21 protein-coding genes are annotated in these 21,315 nt (G+C 73.3%); 11 read left to right on the top strand and 10 right to left on the bottom strand.

All coding sequences use genetic code 11. The annotated features are described in order from the left end of the window. The first annotated feature begins 6 nt into the window (after positions 1–6). From KV205_RS14115 to KV205_RS14155, 9 genes are all read left to right on the top strand, one after another. Positions 7–420 (top strand): roadblock/LC7 domain-containing protein, encoded by a 414-nt coding sequence (locus tag KV205_RS14115; protein WP_128978734.1) that lies wholly within the window; start codon positions 7–9, stop codon positions 418–420. A 93-nt stretch (positions 421–513) separates the two neighbouring features. Beyond that, positions 514–1,059 (top strand): DUF742 domain-containing protein, encoded by a 546-nt coding sequence (locus tag KV205_RS14120; protein WP_265864669.1) that lies wholly within the window; start codon positions 514–516, stop codon positions 1,057–1,059. Beyond that, positions 1,040–1,621: an ATP/GTP-binding protein gene (locus tag KV205_RS14125; RefSeq protein WP_017235983.1), complete on the top strand. Its 582-nt coding sequence runs from the start codon at positions 1,040–1,042 to the stop codon at positions 1,619–1,621. The genes KV205_RS14120 and KV205_RS14125 overlap by 20 nt, the downstream gene beginning before the upstream one ends. A gap of 155 nt (positions 1,622–1,776) precedes the next feature. Beyond that, on the top strand, positions 1,777–2,778 hold the full coding sequence (locus KV205_RS14130; protein ID WP_265864670.1) for a serine/threonine-protein kinase: 1,002 nt from the start codon (positions 1,777–1,779) through the stop codon (positions 2,776–2,778). Further along, entirely contained in the window at positions 2,768–3,244 is a 477-nt protein-coding gene (locus tag KV205_RS14135; protein WP_265864671.1) for a hypothetical protein, read from the top strand. Before KV205_RS14130 ends, KV205_RS14135 begins: the two co-directional genes overlap by 11 nt. 4 nt (positions 3,245–3,248) lie before the next feature. After that, a complete protein-coding gene (locus KV205_RS14140; protein WP_265864672.1) occupies positions 3,249–4,097 on the top strand; it encodes a hypothetical protein in 849 nt (282 codons plus the stop codon). Between the two features lie 78 nt (positions 4,098–4,175). Then, positions 4,176–4,964, top strand: a complete 789-nt coding sequence (locus tag KV205_RS14145) for a hypothetical protein (protein ID WP_265864673.1) — start codon at positions 4,176–4,178, stop codon at positions 4,962–4,964. Beyond that, positions 4,961–5,827: a PP2C family serine/threonine-protein phosphatase gene (locus KV205_RS14150; protein WP_265864674.1), complete on the top strand. Its 867-nt coding sequence runs from the start codon at positions 4,961–4,963 to the stop codon at positions 5,825–5,827. The genes KV205_RS14145 and KV205_RS14150 overlap by 4 nt, the downstream gene beginning before the upstream one ends. Then, on the top strand, positions 5,814–7,235 hold the full coding sequence (locus KV205_RS14155) for a hypothetical protein (protein ID WP_265864675.1): 1,422 nt from the start codon (positions 5,814–5,816) through the stop codon (positions 7,233–7,235). The genes KV205_RS14150 and KV205_RS14155 overlap by 14 nt, the downstream gene beginning before the upstream one ends. Before the next feature lie 83 nt (positions 7,236–7,318). On the opposite strand, the gene KV205_RS14160 is transcribed toward KV205_RS14155, so the two are convergent. From KV205_RS14160 to KV205_RS14170, 3 genes are all read right to left on the bottom strand, one after another. Further along, a complete protein-coding gene (locus KV205_RS14160; RefSeq protein WP_265864676.1) occupies positions 7,319–7,522 on the bottom strand; it encodes an acyl-CoA carboxylase subunit epsilon in 204 nt (67 codons plus the stop codon). A gap of 63 nt (positions 7,523–7,585) precedes the next feature. Next, entirely contained in the window at positions 7,586–9,169 is a 1,584-nt protein-coding gene (locus KV205_RS14165; protein ID WP_265864677.1) for an acyl-CoA carboxylase subunit beta, read from the bottom strand. A gap of 178 nt (positions 9,170–9,347) precedes the next feature. Beyond that, positions 9,348–11,723 (bottom strand): polysaccharide lyase 8 family protein, encoded by a 2,376-nt coding sequence (locus tag KV205_RS14170; protein ID WP_374214667.1) that lies wholly within the window; start codon positions 11,721–11,723, stop codon positions 9,348–9,350. Between the two features lie 219 nt (positions 11,724–11,942). Between KV205_RS14170 and KV205_RS14175 the strand changes: the two genes are divergently transcribed. After that, on the top strand, positions 11,943–12,557 hold the full coding sequence (locus tag KV205_RS14175; RefSeq protein WP_265864678.1) for a YceI family protein: 615 nt from the start codon (positions 11,943–11,945) through the stop codon (positions 12,555–12,557). A gap of 93 nt (positions 12,558–12,650) precedes the next feature. On the opposite strand, the gene KV205_RS14180 is transcribed toward KV205_RS14175, so the two are convergent. Genes KV205_RS14180 through KV205_RS14190 form a run of 3 tightly spaced genes read right to left on the bottom strand, consistent with a single transcriptional unit; the run spans position 12,651 to position 14,713 of the window. Continuing rightward, positions 12,651–13,034 (bottom strand): hypothetical protein, encoded by a 384-nt coding sequence (locus tag KV205_RS14180; RefSeq protein ID WP_265864679.1) that lies wholly within the window; start codon positions 13,032–13,034, stop codon positions 12,651–12,653. Then, positions 13,031–14,191, bottom strand: a complete 1,161-nt coding sequence (locus KV205_RS14185) for a serine hydrolase domain-containing protein (RefSeq protein WP_265864680.1) — start codon at positions 14,189–14,191, stop codon at positions 13,031–13,033. Before KV205_RS14185 ends, KV205_RS14180 begins: the two co-directional genes overlap by 4 nt. Before the next feature lie 36 nt (positions 14,192–14,227). Then, on the bottom strand, positions 14,228–14,713 hold the full coding sequence (locus tag KV205_RS14190; protein ID WP_265864681.1) for a DUF4267 domain-containing protein: 486 nt from the start codon (positions 14,711–14,713) through the stop codon (positions 14,228–14,230). A 159-nt stretch (positions 14,714–14,872) separates the two neighbouring features. On the opposite strand from KV205_RS14190, the gene dnaN reads away from it, so the two are divergent. Beyond that, positions 14,873–15,988, top strand: a complete 1,116-nt coding sequence (dnaN, locus tag KV205_RS14195; RefSeq protein WP_265864682.1) for a DNA polymerase III subunit beta — start codon at positions 14,873–14,875, stop codon at positions 15,986–15,988. A 15-nt stretch (positions 15,989–16,003) separates the two neighbouring features. Here dnaN and KV205_RS14200 read toward each other — a convergent pair whose 3' ends face one another. The 4 genes from KV205_RS14200 to KV205_RS14215 all read right to left on the bottom strand — a co-directional run bounded on the left by KV205_RS14200 (position 16,004) and on the right by KV205_RS14215 (position 21,228). Then, a complete protein-coding gene (locus KV205_RS14200; protein ID WP_265864683.1) occupies positions 16,004–17,332 on the bottom strand; it encodes a hypothetical protein in 1,329 nt (442 codons plus the stop codon). Between the two features lie 53 nt (positions 17,333–17,385). Continuing rightward, entirely contained in the window at positions 17,386–19,002 is a 1,617-nt protein-coding gene (cimA, locus tag KV205_RS14205; RefSeq protein ID WP_265864684.1) for a citramalate synthase, read from the bottom strand. 282 nt (positions 19,003–19,284) lie between these two features. Then, positions 19,285–20,607: an MFS transporter gene (locus KV205_RS14210; protein WP_265864685.1), complete on the bottom strand. Its 1,323-nt coding sequence runs from the start codon at positions 20,605–20,607 to the stop codon at positions 19,285–19,287. A gap of 81 nt (positions 20,608–20,688) precedes the next feature. Then, on the bottom strand, positions 20,689–21,228 hold the full coding sequence (locus KV205_RS14215; RefSeq protein ID WP_265864817.1) for a TetR/AcrR family transcriptional regulator: 540 nt from the start codon (positions 21,226–21,228) through the stop codon (positions 20,689–20,691). Positions 21,229–21,315 lie beyond the last annotated feature (87 nt).

The following is a 21,315-nucleotide window of genomic DNA, read 5'->3' on the forward strand; positions in this document are numbered from 1 at the left end:
AGCGCGATGAGCCAGGCGGCGCAGAATCTGAACTGGTTGATCACCAACTTCGTGGACAACACCCCCGGGGTGTCGCACACGGTGGTGGTCTCCGCCGACGGCCTCCTGCTGGCGATGTCCGAGGGGTTCCCCCGCGACCGCGCCGACCAGCTTGCGGCGGTCGCGTCCGGACTGACCTCGCTGACCGCGGGCGCGTCCCGCATCTTCGAGGGCGGTGCGGTCAACCAGACCGTCGTGGAGATGGAGCGCGGCTTCCTCTTCATCATGTCGATCTCGGACGGCTCCTCGCTGGCCGTGCTCGCGCACCCCGAGTCCGACATCGGTCTCGTGGGCTACGAGATGGCGCTGCTCGTCGACCGGGCGGGCAGTGTGCTCACCCCCGATCTGCGGGCCGAGCTCCAGGGAAGTCTTCTCAACTAACAGACAGACAGTGCGTTTCTCGCCACCGCACCGTAGGGTGCGGTGGCGCGGTTCCAAGGGACATGGGACCGCGAGGCAGTCGGAGGAGGAGACGTGGGCACACCCCCGGGCGGAAGCCCTTATAACGGTTTTGACGCGCATCAGTCGCCGGTGGGCGACCCCGCGCAGAACCGCTACAACTTTCCCTCCGCGCCGAGCAGACCGGGTATGTCGCAGCCGTATCAGCAGCCGCAGGCCCAGCCCACGCCCACCGGTGCGCCGGGTGCGCCGGCCGGCCGTGCGGGCGCCGCGGGCGGGAACAACCCGCTCGTCCGCCCGTACGCGATGACCGGCGGCCGGACCCGGCCGCGTTACCAGCTCGCCATCGAGGCGCTGGTCAGTACCACGGCCGATCCGGCCCGGCTGCAGGGGCAGTTGCCCGAGCACCAGCGGATCTGCCGGCTGTGCTTCGAGATCAAGTCGGTCGCCGAGATCTCGGCACTGCTCTCCATCCCCCTCGGCGTTGCCCGGATTCTCGTGGCCGACCTGGCCGAGGCCGGACTCGTAGCCATCCACCAGCCCGGCGGCGACGAGGCCGCCGGCGGTCAGCCAGACGTGACACTGCTCGAAAGGGTGCTCAGTGGACTTCGCAAGCTCTAGCGGCGGCGCGGCCCGTTCAACCACCAGCGCGAAGATCGTGGTGGCGGGCGGCTTCGGCGTGGGCAAGACCACGTTCGTCGGCGCGGTCTCGGAGATCAACCCGCTGCGAACCGAGGCCGTCATGACGTCCGCTTCCGCGGGCATCGACGACCTCACCCACACGGGCGACAAGACGACGACGACTGTCGCCATGGACTTCGGCCGTATCACCCTGGACCAGGACCTGATCCTGTACCTCTTCGGTACGCCCGGTCAGGACCGCTTCTGGTTCATGTGGGACGACCTCGTGCGCGGTGCCATCGGCGCCGTCGTCCTGGTGGACACCCGTCGGCTCGCCGACTGCTTCCCCGCGGTCGACTACTTCGAGAACTCGGGCCTCCCCTTCGTCATCGCCCTCAACGGCTTCGACGGCCACCAGCCGTACCAGCCGGAGGAGGTCCGCGAGGCCCTCCAGATCGGTCCCGACACCCCGATCATCACCACCGACGCCCGCCACCGCGCGGACGCCAAGAGCGCGCTCATCACGCTGGTCGAGCACGCCCTCATGGCCCGCCTGCGGTAGTTGTCCCGCCGTCTTTCGCGGAAGGCCGCGTTCCCGTTCCGGGACGCGGCCTTCCGCATGTGACCCCCGAACTCCCCATGTGATCCCCGACACGCGAAACCGCCCCCGCGGGGCGGGGCGTCCAGTACGTTGTACGGGGACCTCGGGGGGAGACGATGGGTTCGCTGGACGGTACGCGCCGGATCGGCCGCTTCACGGTCGAACGCACGCTGGGCAACGGCGGGATGGGCAAGGTCTATCTGTGCCGCACCCCCGCCGGGTTACGCCTGGCGGTCAAGGTGATCAGCGCCGAGCTCGCGCACTCGCGGGCCGGGCGGATCAGGTTCCACCGCGAGGTCGAGGCGCTGCGCGACGTGCGCAGCCCGTACACCCTCCCGCTGTACGACGCCGAGACGCTCACCCCGCCGTACTGGCTCGCCTCCCGCTACGTGGAGGGCCCCACCCTCGACCAGCACGTGCGCAAGCGGGGGCCGCTGCCCGAGCGGCGGGTCGCCGAACTGGGCGCGATGCTCGCCGAGGCGCTGGCCGGGGTGCACGCCCACGGGCTGATCCACCGGGACCTCAAGCCCAGCAACATCATCCTGGAGGACGGCGAGCCGCGGCTCATCGACTTCGGCATCGTCCGCTCCGACAGCTGGACCCGGGGCCTGACCGACCCGATGTCGCCGCCCGGCACCAACGGCTTCATCCCGGCCGAGAGTCTGCGCGGCGGCGAACCGACGCCCGCCGTCGACGTGTTCGCGCTCGGGGTCGTTCTGGTCTTCGCCGCCACCGGCCTGCTGCCCTTCGGGCACGGCCTTCCCGCCACCCTGCGGATCTACCAGGGGGTGCCGCCCCGGCTGACCGGTGTGCCGGCCGCGCTCGCCGGGATCGTCCGCTCCTGCCTCGCCCCCGCCCCGGCCGACCGGCCCGGGCCGGAGGAGCTGATGACGGAGCTCGGCGCGCTCCTGAAACCCCCGCCGGGGGCCGGGCGTCCGGTGCCGAAGCCGCCGCACCCGCCGACCGTCCCGGTCGCCGATCCCCCGCACCACTGCCACGCCCCCGTGCCGCCGGCCGCCGGCGGGGGCTGCGCGCTGCGCCCCGTCGCCGCGCGGCTGCTCGCGGCCGGGCTGTCCCGTCCGCTGATCCGGAAGGCGGTGCTGCACCGTGAGCCCTGAGCCCGTGGTCGAACTGCGCGACGGCTGGGAGGCGTTGGTACGGGAATGGGCGCGCCGCCGCGGCGAGCCGGTCCAGACCGAGGACGGCGCCCTGTTCCTGGAGACCAGGACCGGCGACCCGTCCGGGCCCCGGCTCACCGTGGACATCAGCCGGGCCGCCGGCTCGCTGGTGGTGGCCGTCACCGACGGGACGCTCGTCCCCTCGGACCGGCTGGCCCCGACGGCGGCCGCCGCGACCGCGTGGAACGCCCACGAGGTGACCCCGGCGGCGGTGCTCGGCGACGCCCGCAGCGAGGAGCCGCTGCTCTCCGCGGTGCTCGCGCTGCCGCTGGTCTGCCATCTGACCGCCACCGGGTTCGCGACCACCCTCGACGCGCTGCTCGACCGCTCGGTGCGGCTGCTGCGGGAGTGCCACGACCTGGGTTTCGTGCTGCGGAGCTCCGATGACCTCGCCTCGCCGGAGTGAGCCCGTGGAGACCTCCGCGCTGATCCTCACCTTCGTGGTGCTGCCGCCGACGGCCCTGCTCCTCGCGCTGTGGGCGAGCACCGGCTCCTGGTTCTCCGGCTCCCGGCGTCCCGAGGAGCCGGAGCCGCGGCACGAGGCACCGGCCACGCCCGAGGCCACGTCCGAGTCCGCGTCCGCGTCCGAGTCCCTGTCCGAGGAGGCGCCGATGCCCGAGCAGGACGGGACCCGGGAGGGGCGGGGCGCCCGGCCGCGGACGGAGCGGGCGGCCCACCCCCGGCTGCAGGACGACGTCCGGTGGATGGTGTCCAACTCGCGCGCGGTCCTCGGCGACGCCCTCGACACCGCGCTCGACGCGGCGGCGGGGCTGCTGCCGTTCCGTACGGCCCCGACGTCCTCGGGGCAGGAGCCCGCACCGGCCCCCGCTCCCGGAGTCCCCGCTCCCGGACCGCCCGCGGCGCTGCCGCCCGCGCCCCGGGCCCCCGAACTGCCGAGCGGCTGGCGGCCGGCGCCGGAGCCCACCCCCCGGCCCGCCCCCGAGCCGGAGCCGACACCGGAGCCGCCGCCCGCACCCGCACCGGAGCCGGCCGCCGGGCCCGGGACCGTGTACCGGGCCGCCGCCGCGACGGCCGCCGCGCGCGAGTCCGACACCCTCGCCCTCGGCACCGGCTACCGAGCCGTCGTCACCGCCGCGACCTGGCTGCGCCCCGACGGGTACGTGGAGTGGGACGGCGCCCTGTGCCGGGCCCGCTGGCGCGGCCCCGCGACGGCCTACCCGCGCCCCGGGGACCTGGTCCGGGTCACCGCGGCGCCGGACACCGACCCGCCGCTGCTCATCGCCTCCCCGCTCCACTGAACTCGCCACGTCACCGAACTCCCGCTCTCCTGAAGCACGCCCACCGTCCCCGTTCCGCCCTCGCACGCCGGAGTAGCCGTGTACCCGACCGCAAGTCCCGACGAAGCCCCGCTCCCCGTGCCGTACATGGGCTTCGAGTTCGACAGCGCCCAGCGGCTGCCGCTGCTGCTGTGCCTGGACACCTCCTCGTCGCTCAGCCAGAGCGGCGCGATCGGCGCGCTCAACGACGCCCTCGACTCCTGGGCCGAGAGCCTCGCCGAGGACACCGCGCTCAGCGCCGCCGTGGACGTCGCCCTCATCACCTTCGGCGGCACCGAGGGCATCACCGTCTGGCAGGGCGCCACCCCGCTGGGCGCGCTCGCCCCGCGCTGGCCGCACAGCCCGTTCGTACCGGCCCACGAGTTCCGGCCGCCGGCGCTGCGCGCGCACGGCGTGACCCTGATGGACCGGGCGCTGCGGCTCGCCATGGAGGTCGTCGCCGACTACAAGGCCGGGCTGCGCGAGGAGGGCCTCACCTACTACCGGCCGCAGATCTGCGTGGTCACCGACGGCGCGCCCAGCGACGAGCAGGGCCGCTTCTCGCACGCGTACCGGGATCTGCTGCCCGAGCTGCGCAAGGCCGAGGAGGAGCGCCGCTTCCGGCTCTTCGCGGTCGGCGTCGGCGAGCGGCACGCCGGGGCCGAGGAGGTCCTCAAGGAGCTGGCCCCGCACTACCACGCCTGGCTGGACGGCTTCCCGTTCGCCGAGCTGCTCACCGCGATGTCGCACAGCGCCCGCGCCACCCAGGGCGGTGCCGACGAGGCCGAGTTCCAGGAGATCTTCGCCCGGCTGAAGCGCCGGCGCGGCGGCGGGCAGGTCCCGGCGTGAGCCCCGGCGGGGCGAGCCGGCGGGGCCGGCCCGCCCACCGCTGGCGGGTGCACGGGATCAGCGCGACCGGCTACCGGCACCTGCGGGACGACAAGCCCTGCCAGGACGCCTGGAAGCACCGGGAGGTCCCGGGCGGTCTGGTCCTGGCGGTGGCGGACGGCGCGGGCAGCGCCGAACGTTCCGGCGAGGGCGCGCGGGTGGCGGTGGAGCTCGCGGTGGACGCCTTCGCCCCGGTCGCCGCGCCCTGGCGGCGCGGGGACGACCCGCACGAGCGCAGGGAGCTGCTGACCGAGGCCTTCCGCGAGGTCCGGGCCGAGTTCCTGACCTGGTGCGCGGGGCCCGCGGCCCCGTTCGCGACCACCCTCACCGTGGTGGTGGCGGCGGAGGGCTGGCTGGGCCAGGTGTCGATCGGCGACGGCCTGGTGCTGCTCCGGGCGGAGGGCGGGGTGCCGGACGAGCGCCCGCCCGGCGGCGGGGACACGGCCTCGCCGCCGGGCCCCGCCTCGTACCATCTGCTCCCCCAGACCCACTCCGGCAGCGAGTACGCCAACGAGACCGTCTTCCTCGGCTCGCCGACCGCGCTCGGGCAGCTGCGGGTGGACTGTGTCCGCGATCCGCGGATCGACGGGGTGCTGCTGTCCACGGACGGGCTCACGCACGCCCTGCTCCGCCGCTCCCCCGCCGGGCCGCCGCTGCCGCACGACGCCTTCCTCGGCCATCTCTTCGAACGGCTCGGCCGGGACGGCTACGACCACGACGAGGAGGACCGCCGGCTCGCGGAATTCCTCGCCTCCGACCAGATCTCCCGAGTGACCGGGGACGACAAGACTCTCCTGTGGGCGATACGACATGACGACCACTGACGGCACCGGCGCCGGCACCGGCTCCGACCGCGGCGACGACTCCCTCACCGACCCCGTGGACCTGACGCTCGGCGACGGCACCCGGATCAGCCGCACCGGCAAGCCCCTCGGCACCGGCGGCCAGGGCAGCGTCTGGGCCTTCGCGGAACGCGCCGACCTCGCCGGCAAGATCTACAACCGGCCGCCCGACGCGGCCCAGCTGCGCCGGCTCGCCGCGATGCTGCGCGCCGACCCGCTGGCCGGGGAGCAACTCGCGGCCGGGCAGCCGCCGATGCTGGTGTGGCCGGTGCAGCTGATCGAGTCGGCGGGGCGGCCGGTGGGGTACGGGATGCCGATCCTGGACCCGGCGGCGCACGTCCGGCTGAGCGGGCTGCTGCAGAAGAACGTGCGGCGCAGCCAGTACCAGGGCCGGGCGCACTGGGGCTTCCTGCTCGGGGTGGCGTCCAACCTCGCGTACATGACGGCGGAGCTGCACCAGCGCGGCTATGTGGTGGGCGATCTGTCCAGCGCGAACGCGGTGGTCGACCCGAAGGGCTATGTCACCCTGCTCGACTGCGACTCCTTCGCCTTCACCGACCCGCTGACCGGCGAGTTCTTCGGCAGCGACGTCTTCACCGACGACTACGCGGGGCCCGAGCGGCACCGCGGCGGGCCGCCGACCCGGCACTCGGACGACTTCGCGCTCGCGGTCCTCGTCTACCAGCTGCTGACCAGCGGGAACCATCCGTACGACGGGAGCCCGCGGGTCGGTGCGGCCGAGTCCACCCGCAAGGACAACGTGCTCGCCGGGAACTCCTTCCTGGTGCATCCGGACCGGGTGCGGGTGCCGCGCCGGCAGCTGCCGGTCGAGACGCTGCCGCCGGAGGTGCTGCGGCTGGCCCGGCAGGCCTTCGGGCCCGGCTGGCGCGAGCCCGCCCGGCGGCCGTCCTCGGCGGCCTGGCTGGAGGCCCTGGACGAGGCGAAGGAGTCCGTGGTGGTGTGCGGCGCGGTGCCGGAGCACCACTACGGCGGGCATCTGCGGGCCTGCCCGTGGTGCGCGCACGCGGAGAACGGCCACCCGGACCCGTTCACCGGGGGCGGCGGGACCCGGGTCCGGGCCCCCGGCGCGTCCACCTCGGCGTCGTATTCGGCCTCGGCCTCGGCGTCCGCGTCGGCTTCGGCCTCGGCGTCCGCCTCCGCGTCGGCGCGGCCGTCGGCGTCCGCGAAGGCCTCCGCCCCACCGCCTCCGCCGCCCCCGCCGACACCGCCCACGCCCCCGCCCCCGCCCACACCCGCGCACGCGCAGAAGCCGGACCCGCTGACCAAGGGCGACATCGCGCTCGCGATCACCCTGATCGTGGGGGCGCTGGCCATCCTGGTCGGGGTGGTCTGGGGGATCGTCGCGCTGATCGGGGCGCTGATCTCCTGACGCCCGTTCCGGCGACGGAGACGGCGAAGGGCCGGATCCCCGGGTGCTCCCGGGGATCCGGCCCTCAGCCGTCGGTCCGTGCGTCAGCGCCAGCTGTGCGGGGCGCGGAAGCCGTTCTCGCGCTCCAGGCGGCGCCACCCGGCGGTGCGGGGGCGGTGGTGGGCGGCCGGCTCGGCGGGCTGGGCCGCGGCGCGGGCGAGGAGGACCGCGGTGATGGCGGCGAGCTCCTCGGGGTCGGCGTGGCCCTTCTCGACCCGGAGCAGGTTGGCTGTGGCAGGCGTGGTCACTTCGGTGAACTCCTCTGATGAGGGTTGCTGAGGCTGGGGAGGTCGGGGGAAGCCCGGAAGGGCTTACTGCGGCGGGTTGCCGTGCTTGCGCGACGGCAGGTCCGCGTGCTTGGTGCGGAGCATCGCGAGGGACTTGGCCAGGACCTCGCGGGTCTCGGCGGGGTCGATGACGTCGTCGACGAGGCCGCGCTCCGCCGCGTAGTACGGATGCATCAGCTCGGCCTTGTACTCCTTGACCATGCGCGTCCGCATCGCCTCGGGGTCCTCGGCCTCCGCGATCTGCTTGCGGAAGATCACGTTCGCGGCGCCCTCGGCGCCCATGACCGCGATTTCGTTGGTGGGCCAGGCGTACGTCAGGTCGGCGCCGATGGACTGCGAGTCCATCACGATGTACGCGCCGCCGTAGGCCTTGCGCAGGATCAGCGAGATCCGGGGCACGGTCGCGTTGCAGTACGCGTACAGCAGCTTCGCGCCGTGCCGGATGATTCCACCGTGCTCCTGGTCCACACCAGGCAGGAAGCCGGGTACGTCCAGAAGAGTGATGATCGGGATGTTGAAGGCGTCGCACATCTGCACGAAGCGGGCGGCCTTCTCGGAGGCCTCGATGTCGAGGACACCGGCGAGGCTCTGCGGCTGGTTGGCGACGATGCCGACGACCTGGCCGTCGAGCCGGGCCAGGGCGCAGATGATGTTGCGGGCCCAGCGCTCGTGGATCTCCAGGTAGTCGCCCTCGTCGACGAGCTCCTCGATGACCTTGTGCATGTCGTACGGGCGGTTGCCGTCGGCCGGCACCAGGTCGAGCAGCACGTCGGAGCGGCGGTCGGCCGGGTCCTCGGAGGCGACGACCGGCGGGTTCTCGCGGTTGTTCTGCGGCAGCATCGACAGCAGGTACCGCACCTCGGCGATGCAGGTCTCCTCGTCGTCGTACGCGAAGTGCGCCACGCCGCTGGTCTCGGCGTGCACGTCGGCGCCGCCCAGTCCGTTCTGGGTGATCTCCTCGCCGGTGACCGCCTTGACGACGTCCGGGCCGGTGATGAACATCTGCGAGGTCTCGCGGACCATGAAGACGAAGTCCGTGAGGGCCGGGCTGTAGGCGGCGCCGCCGGCGCACGGGCCGAGCATCACGGAGATCTGCGGGATGACGCCGGAGGCCTTGGTGTTGCGCTGGAAGATGCCGCCGTAGCCGGCGAGGGCGGAGACGCCCTCCTGGATACGGGCGCCGGCGCCGTCGTTCAGGGAGACCAGCGGCGCACCGGCCGCGATGGCCATGTCCATGATCTTGTGGATCTTGGTGGCGTGGGCCTCGCCCAGGGCGCCGCCGAAGATCCGGAAGTCGTGCGCGTAGGTGAAGACCGTGCGGCCCTCGACCGCGCCCCAGCCGGTGATGACACCGTCGGTGTACGGCTTCTTGGCCTCCAGGCCGAAGCCGCTGGCGCGGTGCCGGCGCAGCTGCTCGACCTCCTGGAAGGAACCCGGGTCCAGGAGCAGCTCGATCCGCTCGCGCGCGGTGAGCTTGCCCTTCGCGTGCTGCGCCTCGGTCGCACGGTCACTCGGGCCGCGCCGCGCCTGCTCACGCAGTTCGTGCAGCTCGGCCACACGGCCACGGGCGTCGGCGGGCTCGCTCGGGATCTGGTCCACAACGGTCATGTACCGACCCTACGAACTCACCCGATAAAACCCCGCCGTCGACTCCGTACAGTCTCGCGTGTCGAATCCTGGTGGGGCATGACAGAACCATCGCCCCACCAGGTCGAGTCAACAGCCGCACACCCCAGATGATTGTAGGGTTTCCACATAGACCCCGTCCGGGCCGTACGCGTGGCCCCTACAGCAGCACGTCGCAGCGATGGCCCGCCCCGGCCGTCCCCGGGGTGATTCGCAGCCGCAGCCCGCCCGCCCCGGCGGCCAGCACCTCGACCGAGGCGTCCCGGGCGAGCACCGCGCGGACCGGCCGGTCCCAGCGCAGCTCGTAGGGCTGTCCGGAGCGCATCGGCTCGGCGGTCCGGAGGGTCGCGGTGGTCCCCGTGCGGCGGAGCAGGACGCTCGCGGGGGCGGAGACGGTGAGCCGGTCCACCGTACCGGCGCGCCAGTAGCTGGCGGCGGTCAGTCCGAGGGACGGGACGCGGACGGCCTGGAGGTCGGCGCGGTTGGCGAGGATCCGCAGCCAGCCGGGGTCGGCGGCGCGGGCGGCGAGGGTACGTGCGCCGGCGCCGGGCATCAGGAGGTAGGCGTACGAGGCGCCCGCCGGGTCGGTGCCGTGGTCGAACCAGAGGGTCTGGTAGCGGCGGGTGCGGCGCTCGGTGGAGCTGGTGGTGTTGATGTCGCTCCAGGCGCCGGTCCGGTCCTCGCGCAGGGTGCGCAGCTCCGCGGCGCCACCGGGACCGTCGCCGCCGGGGCGGGGGAAGACCCAGCCGCCGTGGCCGGCCAGGTGCGCCCAGCCGTCGCCGGTGGTCAGCGCGGCGGTGCCGGCCTCCCCCAGGCAGCGGTTGTCGACGATCGTCTCGACCGGGACGCCGTCCTTCGCGGTGATGCCGGCGCCCAGGCAGATGACGGTGTCCGCCGCGCAGAACCAGGACTTGCGGGCCTCCAGGGTGGAGCCGAGCCCCTTGAGGTGCTGCCCGACGGCGGCGAACTCGCCGTCGGTGACGCCGCCCACCCACTTCACGGCGGGCCGGGGCGCGCCCCACTCGCCGCCGGCGCGGTCGGCGAGGCGCTTGGTGGAGACGGTGGTGCCGGGCAGCCGGTAGGGGTCGACGGTGGGCCAGAACCAGTCGGTGTACTGGCCGCCCTGACCCTTCGTCCACCAGGAGAGCATGCCGGATCCGGTGTGCCAGCCGCGCGGGTTCTCGCCGTTGCCGCACTCGTAGTGGGTGATCCGCTCGGAGGCCATGGAGATGTTCGCGGCCCAGCCGGAGCGGCGGTGCACGGCCCGGTCCATGGCGGCGAAGAGACGGTGGCCGGTGGGTTCGGGGGCGGCGGGGGCGGGGCCGTCGGCGATGGCGCGGAGCCGGGCGAGGTCGGCGACGCCGAACTGGCGGGCGTCGAGGATCGGGGTGACCGTGTCGCGTTCGATCCAGCCCTTCACGCGCGCGTGCCAGCGGTCCCGCTCGGCGGGGCTCGCGCCGCCGGCGAGCACCGCGATCGCGGCGATCAGGCCCTGGCCGTGGAAGTGGTCGGAGCGCATGATCTGCCGCTCGTCGCCCTTGAGGTAACCGCGGCTGATGGCGCGCCCGTTGACGCTGTCCATCATCAGGCCGTCGTAGAGGAAGGGTGCGTAGGCCCGTTCGACGCTGTCGAGGATGATCTGCCGGGCGGGGTCGGTGACGGCCCAGCTGGATCCGGCGAGCAGGGTGAAGAGCCGGCCGAGGCCGTCGAGCATGACCTGTCCATAGGTGCCGGAGTAGGCGACCCAGGTGTGCTGGACGAAGGAGCCGTCGGCGTAGAGGCCGTCGCCCTTGGTGACGTACGGGAAGACGGGCGAGAGCGCGTCCCGGGCGAGGGCGAGCTTGGCGGGGCTCGCGCCGAGGACCCCGCGCAGGGCGACCGAGCGGCACAGGTCGACGCGGTTGGCGCCGGTGGAGGTGCCGGTGTACGAGCCGAGCGTCGAGTCGGGCACGAAGTGGTCGACGGCGGCGCAGGCGGCGGCGATCCGCTCGGCGCCGAGCAGCGGGTGGAGCGCGGCGACGATGTCCATGAGGATCCGCGGGGAGCCGATCTGCCACTCCCACCAGTTGCCGTAGCGCGGAGCTCCGCTCCGGTAGACCCGCTCGGAGAGGTGGTCGAGGCCGCGCAGGACGTCGGCGAGGAGCGCCGGGTCGCCGGTGGAGCCGGTGCCCTCCTGCACGTACGCCTGGGTCATGGTCCACAGCCGGCCGTAGCTCTGGGTGATGCCGGCGGGCGGGTCGAAGGGGACGCCGGGCCAGAGGGTGGTGGCGGTGGGGGCCATGACGGCGCGGAAGCCGCGGGCGAGGGTGCCGGTCTCGGCGAGCCGGGAGGCGTAGGGCTCGGCCGCGGCGTCGTAGCCGGAGCCGAGCTGGAGGTCGAGCCAGCGCCGCCGCAGCGTCTCGAACTCGCCCGAGTCCGAGTTCGCGTCCGCGTCCGCGCCCTCGACCGTGGCGGCCTGGGCCTGCGGTGCGAGGGCGAGGGCTGCGGCGGCAGCGGAGGTGGCGGTCAGGAAGGTGCGGCGGGACCAGACGGACACGGGAGCCTCCGGAGGGATGGGGACCGGTTGGCGCCTGGTTCTAGCAGCGGCCTTCCGACGCAATCAATGAGCACAGCAAGCGCTTGCTGCCCTGAAGGAGTGAACCTCTTCGCTAGATGTTGAAAGTTGAACGGAATAGGGTTATGGTCGATGTCGTTGAAGGTTCAACGAATGCACGACCAAGCGCCTCCCCGCGCACCGTCCCCCAAGGAGCACGTCATGGGTCTCTTCAGCCGCAAGAACAACACCGAGTCCGCCGCCACCGTCGCCACCCTCCCCGTGGACCCGGCCCTGGCCGCCCTGACCGGCGACTACACCATCGACCCGGCCCACAGCAGCATCGGCTTCACCGTCCGGCACGCCATGGTCACCAACGTCCGCGGCACCTTCGCCGAGCACGAGGGCTCGCTGAAGCTGAACGGCACCGACCCGGCCGCCTCCAGCGCCTCCATCGACGTCAGGATCGCCTCGATCGACACCGGCATCGCGGACCGCGACGGGCACCTGCGCAGCGGCGACTTCTTCGACGCGGAGACCTTCCCGCTGATGACCTTCCGGTCCACCGAGGCCGCACACCTGGGCGGTGACAAGTACCAGGTCAAGGGCGACCTGACGATCAAGGACGTCACCAAGCCGCTCGCCATCGACCTGGAGTTCAACGGCACCGCGACCGACGTCTACGGCAACGAGCGGGTCGGCTTCGAGGGCACCGCCGAGATCCTGCGCTCCGACTGGGGCCTGACCTGGAACGCGGCCCTGGAGACCGGCGGTGTCATGGTCTCCGACAAGGTGAAGCTGAACTTCGACATCTCCGCCATCAAGAACGCCGCCTGATCCCCCGGCCCCAGGCGACCGCACACCCCGAACCCGGCAGCCCCGAGGGCTGCCGGGCGGCGGTGTCTCCCCCGGCCCCTCGACCCCGCCGGCTCAGCCGCGCTCCAGGGCGCCGAGCACCGGCTCCAGCTCCTCCGGCATGACCGCGAGGAGGACCGGTCCGGCGGCCGACTCGCAGGCCACGATCCGGGCGAGCGGATTGAGGCGTACGGCCTCGCGGACCGTGGGCCGGCGGGTGCCGACGACTCGCAGCTCGGCCGGCAGCACGACCTCGCCGCCGCGCGCGAACGGGCGCCAGACCAGCGGCTGCGCGCCGATCACCAGGCGCCCCTGCCGCCAGCGGGAGCCCTGCCGGAACAGCACGGGGACGGCGGCCGTGCCCCCGTCGGCGAGCGCGGCGGCCCGCCGCCGCTGCCCGCCCCGGACCAGCCAGCCGACGAGCAGCACGAACGGCAGGAAGAACAGGAGCTCGGTCATGCGCGGCCGTCCCGGCGGTCCGCGGCCGCCGTGACCGTACGGATCAGGCGGCCGTTCTCCAGCGCCCCCGGTCCGGCCAGGAAGCCGAAGCGGCGGCGGGCGTAGCTGTAGGAGAGGGTGCGAGAAGGGTCGGCGAGGGACTGGGTGCCGGGGGCGCCGCTGTGGCCGACGGCGGTCGGGCCGAGCGAGGGGTAGCGGGTGGCGAGCGGGACGAAGCCGAGGCCGAAGGCGTTGGTCTCGCCGGTGACCAGGTCTGTGCCGGAGGAGTGCACCCGGGAGAACTCGGCGAGCGTCTCCGGCTTGAGCAGCGGGGGCCGGCCGTCGAGCTCGCCGGCCACCGCCGCGTACACCCGGGCGAGGCCGCGCGCGGTGCCGATGCCGCCGCCGGAGAGCGGCGAGGCGGCGTGCACGGCGCGGGAGTTGCCGAAGGCGACGATGTCGAAGGGCGGATCGGCCTGCTGGTCGAAGGCGACGGCGAGCAGACTGTCCGGCGCGATCGGGTGCTCCGCCTCGAAGGCCTCCTGGACCGGGGTGGGCCGCACCGGCAGGGCCGGGCGGAAGCGGGCTTCCAACTCCTCGGGCAGGCCGAGGTGGTAGTCGGCGCCGTACGGCTCGCGCACGCGCTCCGCGTAGTGGTCCTGGACCGTGCGGCCGGTGGCGCGCAGCACCACCTCACCGGCCAGGGCGCCGAAGCTGAGCGCGTGGTAGCCGTGGCCGGTGCCGGGCTCCCAGTACGGGGCGTGGGCGGCGATCCGGGCGGCGACGAGGCGGTCGTCGGCGAGCTCGTCGAGGGTGAAGCCGCCGGTGACGCCGATGGCGCCGGCCCGGTGGGCGAGCAGCTCGCGGACGGTGACGGCACCCTTGCCCGCGGCGGCGAACTCGGGCCAGTAGGACGCCACTTCGCGGTCCAGGTCCAGTGCGCCGTCCTGCACGAGGAGGGCGGTGACCAGGGCGGTGACGCCCTTGGCGGAGGAGTAGAGCGCGAGGAGCGTGTCGCCTTCGACGCCCTCGCCGCCCCACAGGTCGACCACGAGCTCGCCGTGGTGGTAGACGGCGAGCTGGGCGCCGCCGTCCCGGGCCTCCTCGGCCGCGACCGTGGCGAACTCCTCCCGTACGGACTCGAATCCGCTCGCCACGGTGCCGTGGACCTGCGTCATGACCGCCCCTCCCCCTGTGTGCATCCTCGCGGTGTCTCAGACACCCGAACGATCAAGGGCCCGCCCGGATTCCCGCTCGGGGCCGCTGGTCGCGAAGAGCAGTCCGGCGGTGACGAGGACGGCGGCGGCGGTGGCCGCGTGGATGCCGAGGGCGGCGGCGTACGAGCCGCCGTGGCTCAGGACCGAGAGGCAGTCGCCGACGGGCGCGATCGTCATCAGCAGCATCACCCAGGCCAGCGAGCGGCGGCGGCCGAGGGCCAGCAGGCCGAGGATGACGGCGCCGTTGGCGAGGTCGCGGGCGGCCTTGACGCCGAAGTAGCCGGCCGCCTGGCCCTCGGGCCAGGCCGGGATGCCGAAGCCGGCGGCGGCGGACTCCGGGGCGAAGAGGAAGTCGATGCCGAACCAGAGACAGGCGAGGCCGCCGAGGGCGGCGAGGACGGTGGCGGCGCGGTGGGTGAGGGACGTCCTGGACGCCTGAGCGAGGGACGGGGCGGACGGCTGCACGGACGACTGCACGGTCATGGGAACCCCCTGAGATTGCCGGACACAGCCGGCGGACAGAGCCAGCGACCTAGCGACGCTAGGCGTTACAGCAACGCTAGACCTAGCCGCGCTCCCATGTCTAGCGTCGCTAGAATTCTCTGTGTGAGCTTGTCAGTGGCGGCCGCTAGCGTCGGCGGCATGGAATTCCGTATCGACAGCGGGGCGTTGACCGAGGCCGTGGCCTGGGCCGCCCGCGTGCTGCCCGCCCGCTCCCCCGTCCCGGTCCTCGGCGGCCTGCTCCTGGAGGCGACGGCGGACGGCCGGCTCGGTGTCTCGGGTCTCGATTACGAGGCCTCGGCCCGGACCGAGGCCGACGCCGAGGTCCTCGGGGAGGGCCGGGCGCTGGTGCTCGGGCGGCGGCTGCTCGACATCTGCAAGGTGCTGCCGCCGGGGCCGGTGGAGTGCGCGGTGGACGGGGCGCGGCTCTCGGTGACCGGCGGCGGCGCGCGGTTCGGGCTCTCGCTGCTGCCCCTTGACGACTACCCCGACCGGCCGGCGCTGCCCGCGCTGCGCGGCGAGGTCGACGCGGCGGCGTTCGCGGCGGCCGTCGGACACGTGGCGGTGGCGGCCGGGCGGGACGACGCGCTGCCGGTGCTCACCGGGATACGCCTCGGTCTGGACGGCACGACGATGACGCTGGCCGCGACCGACCGCTATCGGTACGCGGTGCGCACCCTGGAGTGGAAGCCGGCGGCGGACGCCTCCGGAGAGGCGCTGGACGTCGTGGTGCCCGCCCGGCGGCTCACCGAGGTGGCCCGCTCGTTCACCGGCGCCGGGACGGTCCGGCTCGCCCTGGACGGCGGCTCGCTCGGCTTCGAGAGCGGCGGGATGCGCACCACCACCCGGCTGCTCGACGGCCGGCTCCCCCGGCACGACAAGCTCTTCGCGCTCGGGGAGCACGCGGTGGCCGTGACCGGGCGGGCGCCGCTGGTGGAGGCCGTGAAGCGGGTGGCGGTGGTCGCGGAGGGCGACAGCCCCGTACAGCTGGCCTTCGACGGGACGACCGTCCACCTCCAGGCGGGGTACGAGGACGATGTGGCCTCGCAGCGGCTGCCGGCCGTGCTGACCGGCGCCGACGCCATGACGGTGGCCTTCAATCCGGGGTATCTGCTCGACGCGCTGGGCTCGTTCGACGCGCCGGAGCTGAGCCTGCGGCTGCTCGGTCCGGGCCAGCGGGCCCTGATCACGGACGCGACGGACGGGGGTGAGGGCACCCACCGGCATCTGCTGATGTCGGTGAAGCCGCTGGTCTGACGACCGCGCAGGGTCCTAGAAGCCGCCTCCGCCGTCGAAGCCTCCGCCCCCGCCGAAGTCGCCGCCGCCGAAGTCACCGGGGTTGAAGTCGGCGCCGGAGAAGTCGCCGCCCTGGAAGTCCTGGAAGTCCCCGCCGCCGTACTCGGAGGCGTAGGCGGGGGTGGAGAGCATCGAGCCGAGCATGGTGCCGACGAGCAGGCCGGGCAGCAGGCCGCCGCCGAAGTAGCCGCCGGCCCACGGGCCGTACGCCGGGCCCGCCTCCCAGTAGGGGCGGCGGCCCCCGTCGGTGTCGACCGTGCGGGCCTGCGGGTCCCGGCCGTCGTCCAGGCGGGCCGCGTCGGCGGCGCAGACCGGGACCTCGCGGGGCGCGCCGCCGGCCGGGGTCCAGGTGCGGTCCTGGGCCGAGGGGCCGTGGCGGGGGTCGAAGAAGCAGGGCGGGCGGCGCTCGGGCAGCGGCCGGTGCTCGCGGCGGGCGGCCAGGACGGCGAGCGAGAAGCGTCCGTCCTCCAGGGCCTGGGTGACGGCCCGCACCTCGTGAGGCCGGGTCACGGCGCCCATCCGCGACTTCGCCGTGTCGTAGGAGTCGAGGGCGCGCTCGTAGTCGCCGCGCATGGCGTCGTCGGCGCCGGACTCGGCCGGGTGGAAGTCGAGCCGTTCGAGCTCCTCGCCGAAGGCGGTGATGTCCTCGTCCACGACGACCCGCAGCCGGTCGAGGGCGGCGCGCTCCTCGGCCTCCTTGCGGAGCCGGTTGCGCCGGACCACGGCGTAGCCCGCGGCGCCGCCGGCCACCACGACGCCGCCGAGGACGACGAGTCCGGCCACCGGCACCCCGGAGTCGTCGGCGGCCGTGCCCCAGGAGGCCGGGGCGGAGCCGCGCATGGTGGGCAGGGCCTGGTCGACGAAGTTGTTCAACTCGGTGGCCGCGTCGACGCCGGGCTGGCGTACGGAGGTGACGAGGTTGTCCACGGCGGCGCTCGACATCACGACGCGGTCGGCGCCCGCGTCGAAGCGGTCGCCGAGGCGGATCGCGTAGAGCCCGGTGATCCCGGTCTCGGTGCGTACGTTGCGCAGCAGGTTCTCGGGCGGGAACTGCGCGTTCGCCGGCAGCACCGCCACGAAGAGCGGTTTGTCGGCGTCCTTGATCTTCTGCGCGAGGGCGGTCGCGTCGGCCGTGGAGAGCTGGCCGGCGGCGCCGGGGTCGACGTACACCGGGCCCTGCTTGAGGGCGGCGGCCACGTCGGGCACGCCCGTGGCCCTGGCGCTCGCGGTGGGCGCCAGGACCAGAAGCAGCAGGAGTATCAGCCCGCCGAGGGCGGACCACACGGATATCGCCCTGGTCCTCATGATTCGAAGCTACCCGAACCGGACCAAACCGAACACAGATGGCTGATACAGAACTATTCGGCGGGGTCGACGCCGGCCCGCAGCAGCCCGTACGTGAAGGCGTCCTCCAGGGCCTGCCAGGAGGCCGCGATGACGTTCTCGCCGACGCCGACCGTGGACCACTCGCCGTTGCCGTCGCTGGTGGTGACCAGGACGCGGGTGGTGGACTCGGTGCCGTGCCGGCCCTCCAGGATGCGGACCTTGTAGTCGATCAGCTCGAACTTGGCGAGCTGCGGGTAGATCCGCTCCAGGCCGATCCGGATCGCCCGGTCGAGGGCGTTGACCGGGCCGTTGCCCTCGGCGGTGGCGACGATCCGCTCGCCCTTGGCCCACAGCTTCACGGTGGCCTCGTTGGCGTGGGTGCCGTCGGGGCGGTCCTCGACGATCGCGCGCCAGGACTCCGTACGGAAGTAGCGGCGGGCCCGGCCCTCCGCCTCCTCGCGGAGCAGCAGCTCGAAGGAGGCGTCGGCGGCCTCGTAGGTGTAGCCCTTGAGCTCGCGTTCCTTGACCCGCTCGACGACCCGGGCGACCAGGGCGCGGTCGCCGCCGAGGTCGATGCCGAGCTCCTTGCCCTTGAGCTCGATGGAGGCGCGGCCGGCCATGTCGGAGACCAGCATCCGCATGGTGTTGCCGACCAGCTCGGGGTCGATGTGCTGGTAGAGGTCGGGGTCCACCTTGATGGCGGAGGCGTGCAGGCCGGCCTTGTGGGCGAAGGCGGAGACGCCGACGTAGGGCTGGTGGGTGGAGGGGGTGAGGTTGACGACCTCGGCGATGGCGTGCGAGATCCGGGTCATCTCGGCGAGCGCGCCGTCGGGCAGCACCCGCTTGCCGTACTTGAGCTCCAGGGCCGCGACGACGGGGAAGAGGTTGGCGTTGCCGACCCGCTCGCCGTAACCGTTGGCGGTGCACTGGACGTGGGTGGCGCCGGCGTCGACGGCGGCGAGGGTGTTGGCGACGGCGCAGCCGGTGTCGTCCTGGGCGTGGATGCCGAGGCGGGCGCCGGTGTCGGCGCGGACGGTGGCGACCACGGCCTGGACCTGGGCGGGCAGCATGCCGCCGTTGGTGTCGCAGAGGATGACGACGTCGGCGCCGGCCTCGTGCGCGGTGCGGACGACGTCCTTGGCGTAGCCGGGGTTGGCCTTGTAGCCGTCGAAGAAGTGCTCGCAGTCGACGAAGACCCGGCGGCCCTGGGCGCGCAGATGGGAGACGGTGTCGCGGACCATCTCCAGGTTCTCGTCGAGGGTGGTGCGCAGGGCGAGCTCGACGTGCCGGTCGTGGGACTTGGCGACCAGGGTGATCACCGGGGCGCCGGAGTCGAGCAGGGCCTTGACCTGCGGGTCGTCGGCGGCGCTGCCGCCGGCCCGGCGGGTGGCGCCGAAGGCGACCAGCTGGGCGTTCTTGAACGCGATCTCCTGCCGGGCGCGGGCGAAGAACTCGGTGTCCCGCGGGTTGGCGCCGGGCCAGCCGCCCTCGATGAAGCCGACCCCGAAGTCGTCGAGGTGCCGCGCGATGGTCAGCTTGTCCGCGACGGTGAGGTTGATGCCTTCACGCTGCGCGCCGTCGCGCAGGGTGGTGTCGAAGACATGGAAACTGTCGTCGAGGCGCGAGCCCTCGGCGTTCTCCGTGGTCATGGCTCTGATGACTCCTGTCGGATGTGGCTCCGGAAGGTATGGATCCACTTGCCCCCATTCTCACGCGCCGTCCGCTTCCGGCGCTGGTGGGGCCGGAAAACGAAAAAACCCCTCGCGGGTGCGAGAGGTCTGCGCGCGGGTCTGGGGCACGGTGTCCACTGCCGCGGGGGTCGTACCGCGAATCAGTGGCCACTGCGGACCGGCGCGCTGCTGCCGATAATCATGGTGGTAGCGAGCACGCCGGAAGTCTGACACAGGTGGCGGATCAGGCGGACGCCGGTCTCACGATACGGGCATTTGATCTCGCGGCCGCCGCGGCTCGGTGGTGGCGCCCACCCGGGCCAGGTCGATGTCGCGGGTCTCCCGCATGGTGAGGTAGACGATCAGGGAGACGGCGGCGCAGCCGGCCACGTACCAGTAGTAGCCGGATTCGACGCCCGCGTCCTTGAACCACAGGGCCACGTATTCGGCGGTGCCGCCGAACAGCGCGTTGGCGATGGCGTACGGCAGGGCGACGCCGAGGGCGCGGATGCCGGTCGGGAAGAGCTCGGCCTTCACGCAGGCGTTGATCGAGGTGTAGCCGGTGACGACGACCAGGGCGAGCAGGGCGAGTCCGAGGGCGGGCCAGAAGGATCCGGCGTGCTGGAGCAGCGTCATGATCGGCACGGTGAGGAGGGTGGAGCCGACCGCGAAGGTGATGAGCAGCGGGCGGCGGCCGATCCGGTCGGAGAGCCGGCCGGCGAGCGGCTGCAGGCAGGCGAAGACGATCAGCGCGCAGAAGGAGACCAGGGTCGCGGTCTGCTTGGGCAGTCCGGCGGAGTTGGACAGGTACTTGGTGAGGTAGGTGGTGTACGTGTAGTAGGCCACCGTGCCGCCCATGGTGAGCGCGACGACGAGGAAGGCCTCGCGCTTGTGCGCCCACAGGGCCTTGAGGGTGCCCTGCTGGCCCTGGGCGACGCCGGCGTCGGCGGTCTCCTCGTACACCTCGGTCTCCAGCATGGTGCGCCGCAGGTAGAAGACGACGGCCGCACCGAGGGCGCCGACGATGAAGGGGATGCGCCAGCCCCAGCTGTGCAGGGCCTCGGTGGACATGGTGCGCTGGAGGACGATCTGCAGGCCGAGGCCGATGATCTGACCGGCCGTCATGGACACGTACTGGAAGCTGGAGGCGAAGCCGCGGTGCTGCGGGGCGGAGGCCTCGGTGAGGTAGGTGGCGCTGGCGGCGTACTCGCCGCCGACGGACAGGCCCTGCAGGAGCCGGGCGATCAGCAGGACGGCGGCGCCGCCGTAGCCGGCGACGGCGTAGGTGGGCGCGACGGCGATGAGGACCGCCGAGGCGGACATCAGGGTGACGGTGAGGGTGAGGGCCGCCTTGCGGCCCTTGCGGTCACCGACCCGGCCGAGCAGCCAGCCGCCGACCGGGCGCATGAAGAAGCCGACGGCGAAGATGCCGGCGGTGTTCATGAGCTTGGCGGTGTCGTTCCCCTCGGGGAAGAACGCCCCCGCGAAGTAGGTCGCGAAGCTCGCGTACACGAACCAGTCGAACCATTCGACCATGTTGCCGGCCGAACCGACCCAGATCTTCTTCCAGTGCTCTCGTCCCATGGGCAGGAACCGTGCCGGAGGCGGCCGGGCGGCAACAAGGGTGAACGGCGCAACGATCGGGACTACTTGCGTGCCTAACGGTCACGGAAGCAGTGTTTCGGCGATGAACTCCCTTACGTGTTCGAGGACTTGGGCCCGGCCGGTGCCGGGGATGCCGACCGCGACGTGCACGCTGAATCCGTCGAGCAGGGCCCGCATCCGGTGCGCGAAGCGGTCCGGGTCGACAGTCCGGAACTCGCCGCGCGAGACGCCCTCGGCGAGGATCGCGACCAGGTCGCGGTGCCAGGCACCCTCGATGGCGGCCTGCCGGGCGCGGGCGTCGTCGTCGGCGTTCTGCGAGCGGTTCCAGACCTCCAGCCAGAGCGTCCAGTGCGGGTCGCGCGGCCCGTCCGGCACGTACACCTCGACATAGCCGTCGAGCCGCTCCCGGGCGGTGCCGGGCCCGGCGAGCAGCGCCCCGCGCTCGGCCCCGAGCCGCCCCTCGCTCCACTCAAGGGTCTGCAGCAGCAGCTCGTCCTTGGTGCGGAAGTAGTAGAGCAGATGCCCACTGCTCATCCCGACCTGCCGCCCGAGCCCGGCCATCGTCAGCCCGTCGAGCCCGCGCTCGGCGATGGTGTCCATGGCGGCGGCGAGCACGTCCTCCCGGGGCGGCGCGGCCTGGTTCCGGCGCCGGGGGTGGGACGGCGAGGGGGTGGGGTTGCTGCTCTG

The sequence above is a fragment of the Streptomyces sp. SKN60 genome, assembly GCF_026236535.1.
Taxonomy (GTDB): Bacteria; Actinomycetota; Actinomycetes; order Streptomycetales; family Streptomycetaceae; genus Streptomyces.

Bases quoted from the DNA above. Each gene is read 5' to 3' on its own strand.
- KV205_RS14115 (WP_128978734.1), top strand. From the start codon at position 7: ATGAGCCAGGCGGCGCAGAATCTGAACTGGTTGATCACCAACTTCGTG.
- KV205_RS14130 (WP_265864670.1), top strand. From the start codon at position 1,777: ATGGGTTCGCTGGACGGTACGCGCCGGATCGGCCGCTTCACGGTCGAA.
- KV205_RS14155 (WP_265864675.1), top strand. From the start codon at position 5,814: ATGACGACCACTGACGGCACCGGCGCCGGCACCGGCTCCGACCGCGGC.
- KV205_RS14165 (WP_265864677.1), bottom strand. From the start codon at position 9,169: ATGACCGTTGTGGACCAGATCCCGAGCGAGCCCGCCGACGCCCGTGGC.
- KV205_RS14175 (WP_265864678.1), top strand. From the start codon at position 11,943: ATGGGTCTCTTCAGCCGCAAGAACAACACCGAGTCCGCCGCCACCGTC.
- KV205_RS14180 (WP_265864679.1), bottom strand. From the start codon at position 13,034: ATGACCGAGCTCCTGTTCTTCCTGCCGTTCGTGCTGCTCGTCGGCTGG.
- KV205_RS14185 (WP_265864680.1), bottom strand. From the start codon at position 14,191: ATGACGCAGGTCCACGGCACCGTGGCGAGCGGATTCGAGTCCGTACGG.
- KV205_RS14190 (WP_265864681.1), bottom strand. From the start codon at position 14,713: ATGACCGTGCAGTCGTCCGTGCAGCCGTCCGCCCCGTCCCTCGCTCAG.
- dnaN (WP_265864682.1), top strand. From the start codon at position 14,873: ATGGAATTCCGTATCGACAGCGGGGCGTTGACCGAGGCCGTGGCCTGG.
- KV205_RS14200 (WP_265864683.1), bottom strand. From the start codon at position 17,332: ATGAGGACCAGGGCGATATCCGTGTGGTCCGCCCTCGGCGGGCTGATA.
- cimA (WP_265864684.1), bottom strand. From the start codon at position 19,002: ATGACCACGGAGAACGCCGAGGGCTCGCGCCTCGACGACAGTTTCCAT.
- KV205_RS14210 (WP_265864685.1), bottom strand. From the start codon at position 20,607: ATGGGACGAGAGCACTGGAAGAAGATCTGGGTCGGTTCGGCCGGCAAC.
- KV205_RS14215 (WP_265864817.1), bottom strand. From the start codon at position 21,228: ATGGACACCATCGCCGAGCGCGGGCTCGACGGGCTGACGATGGCCGGG.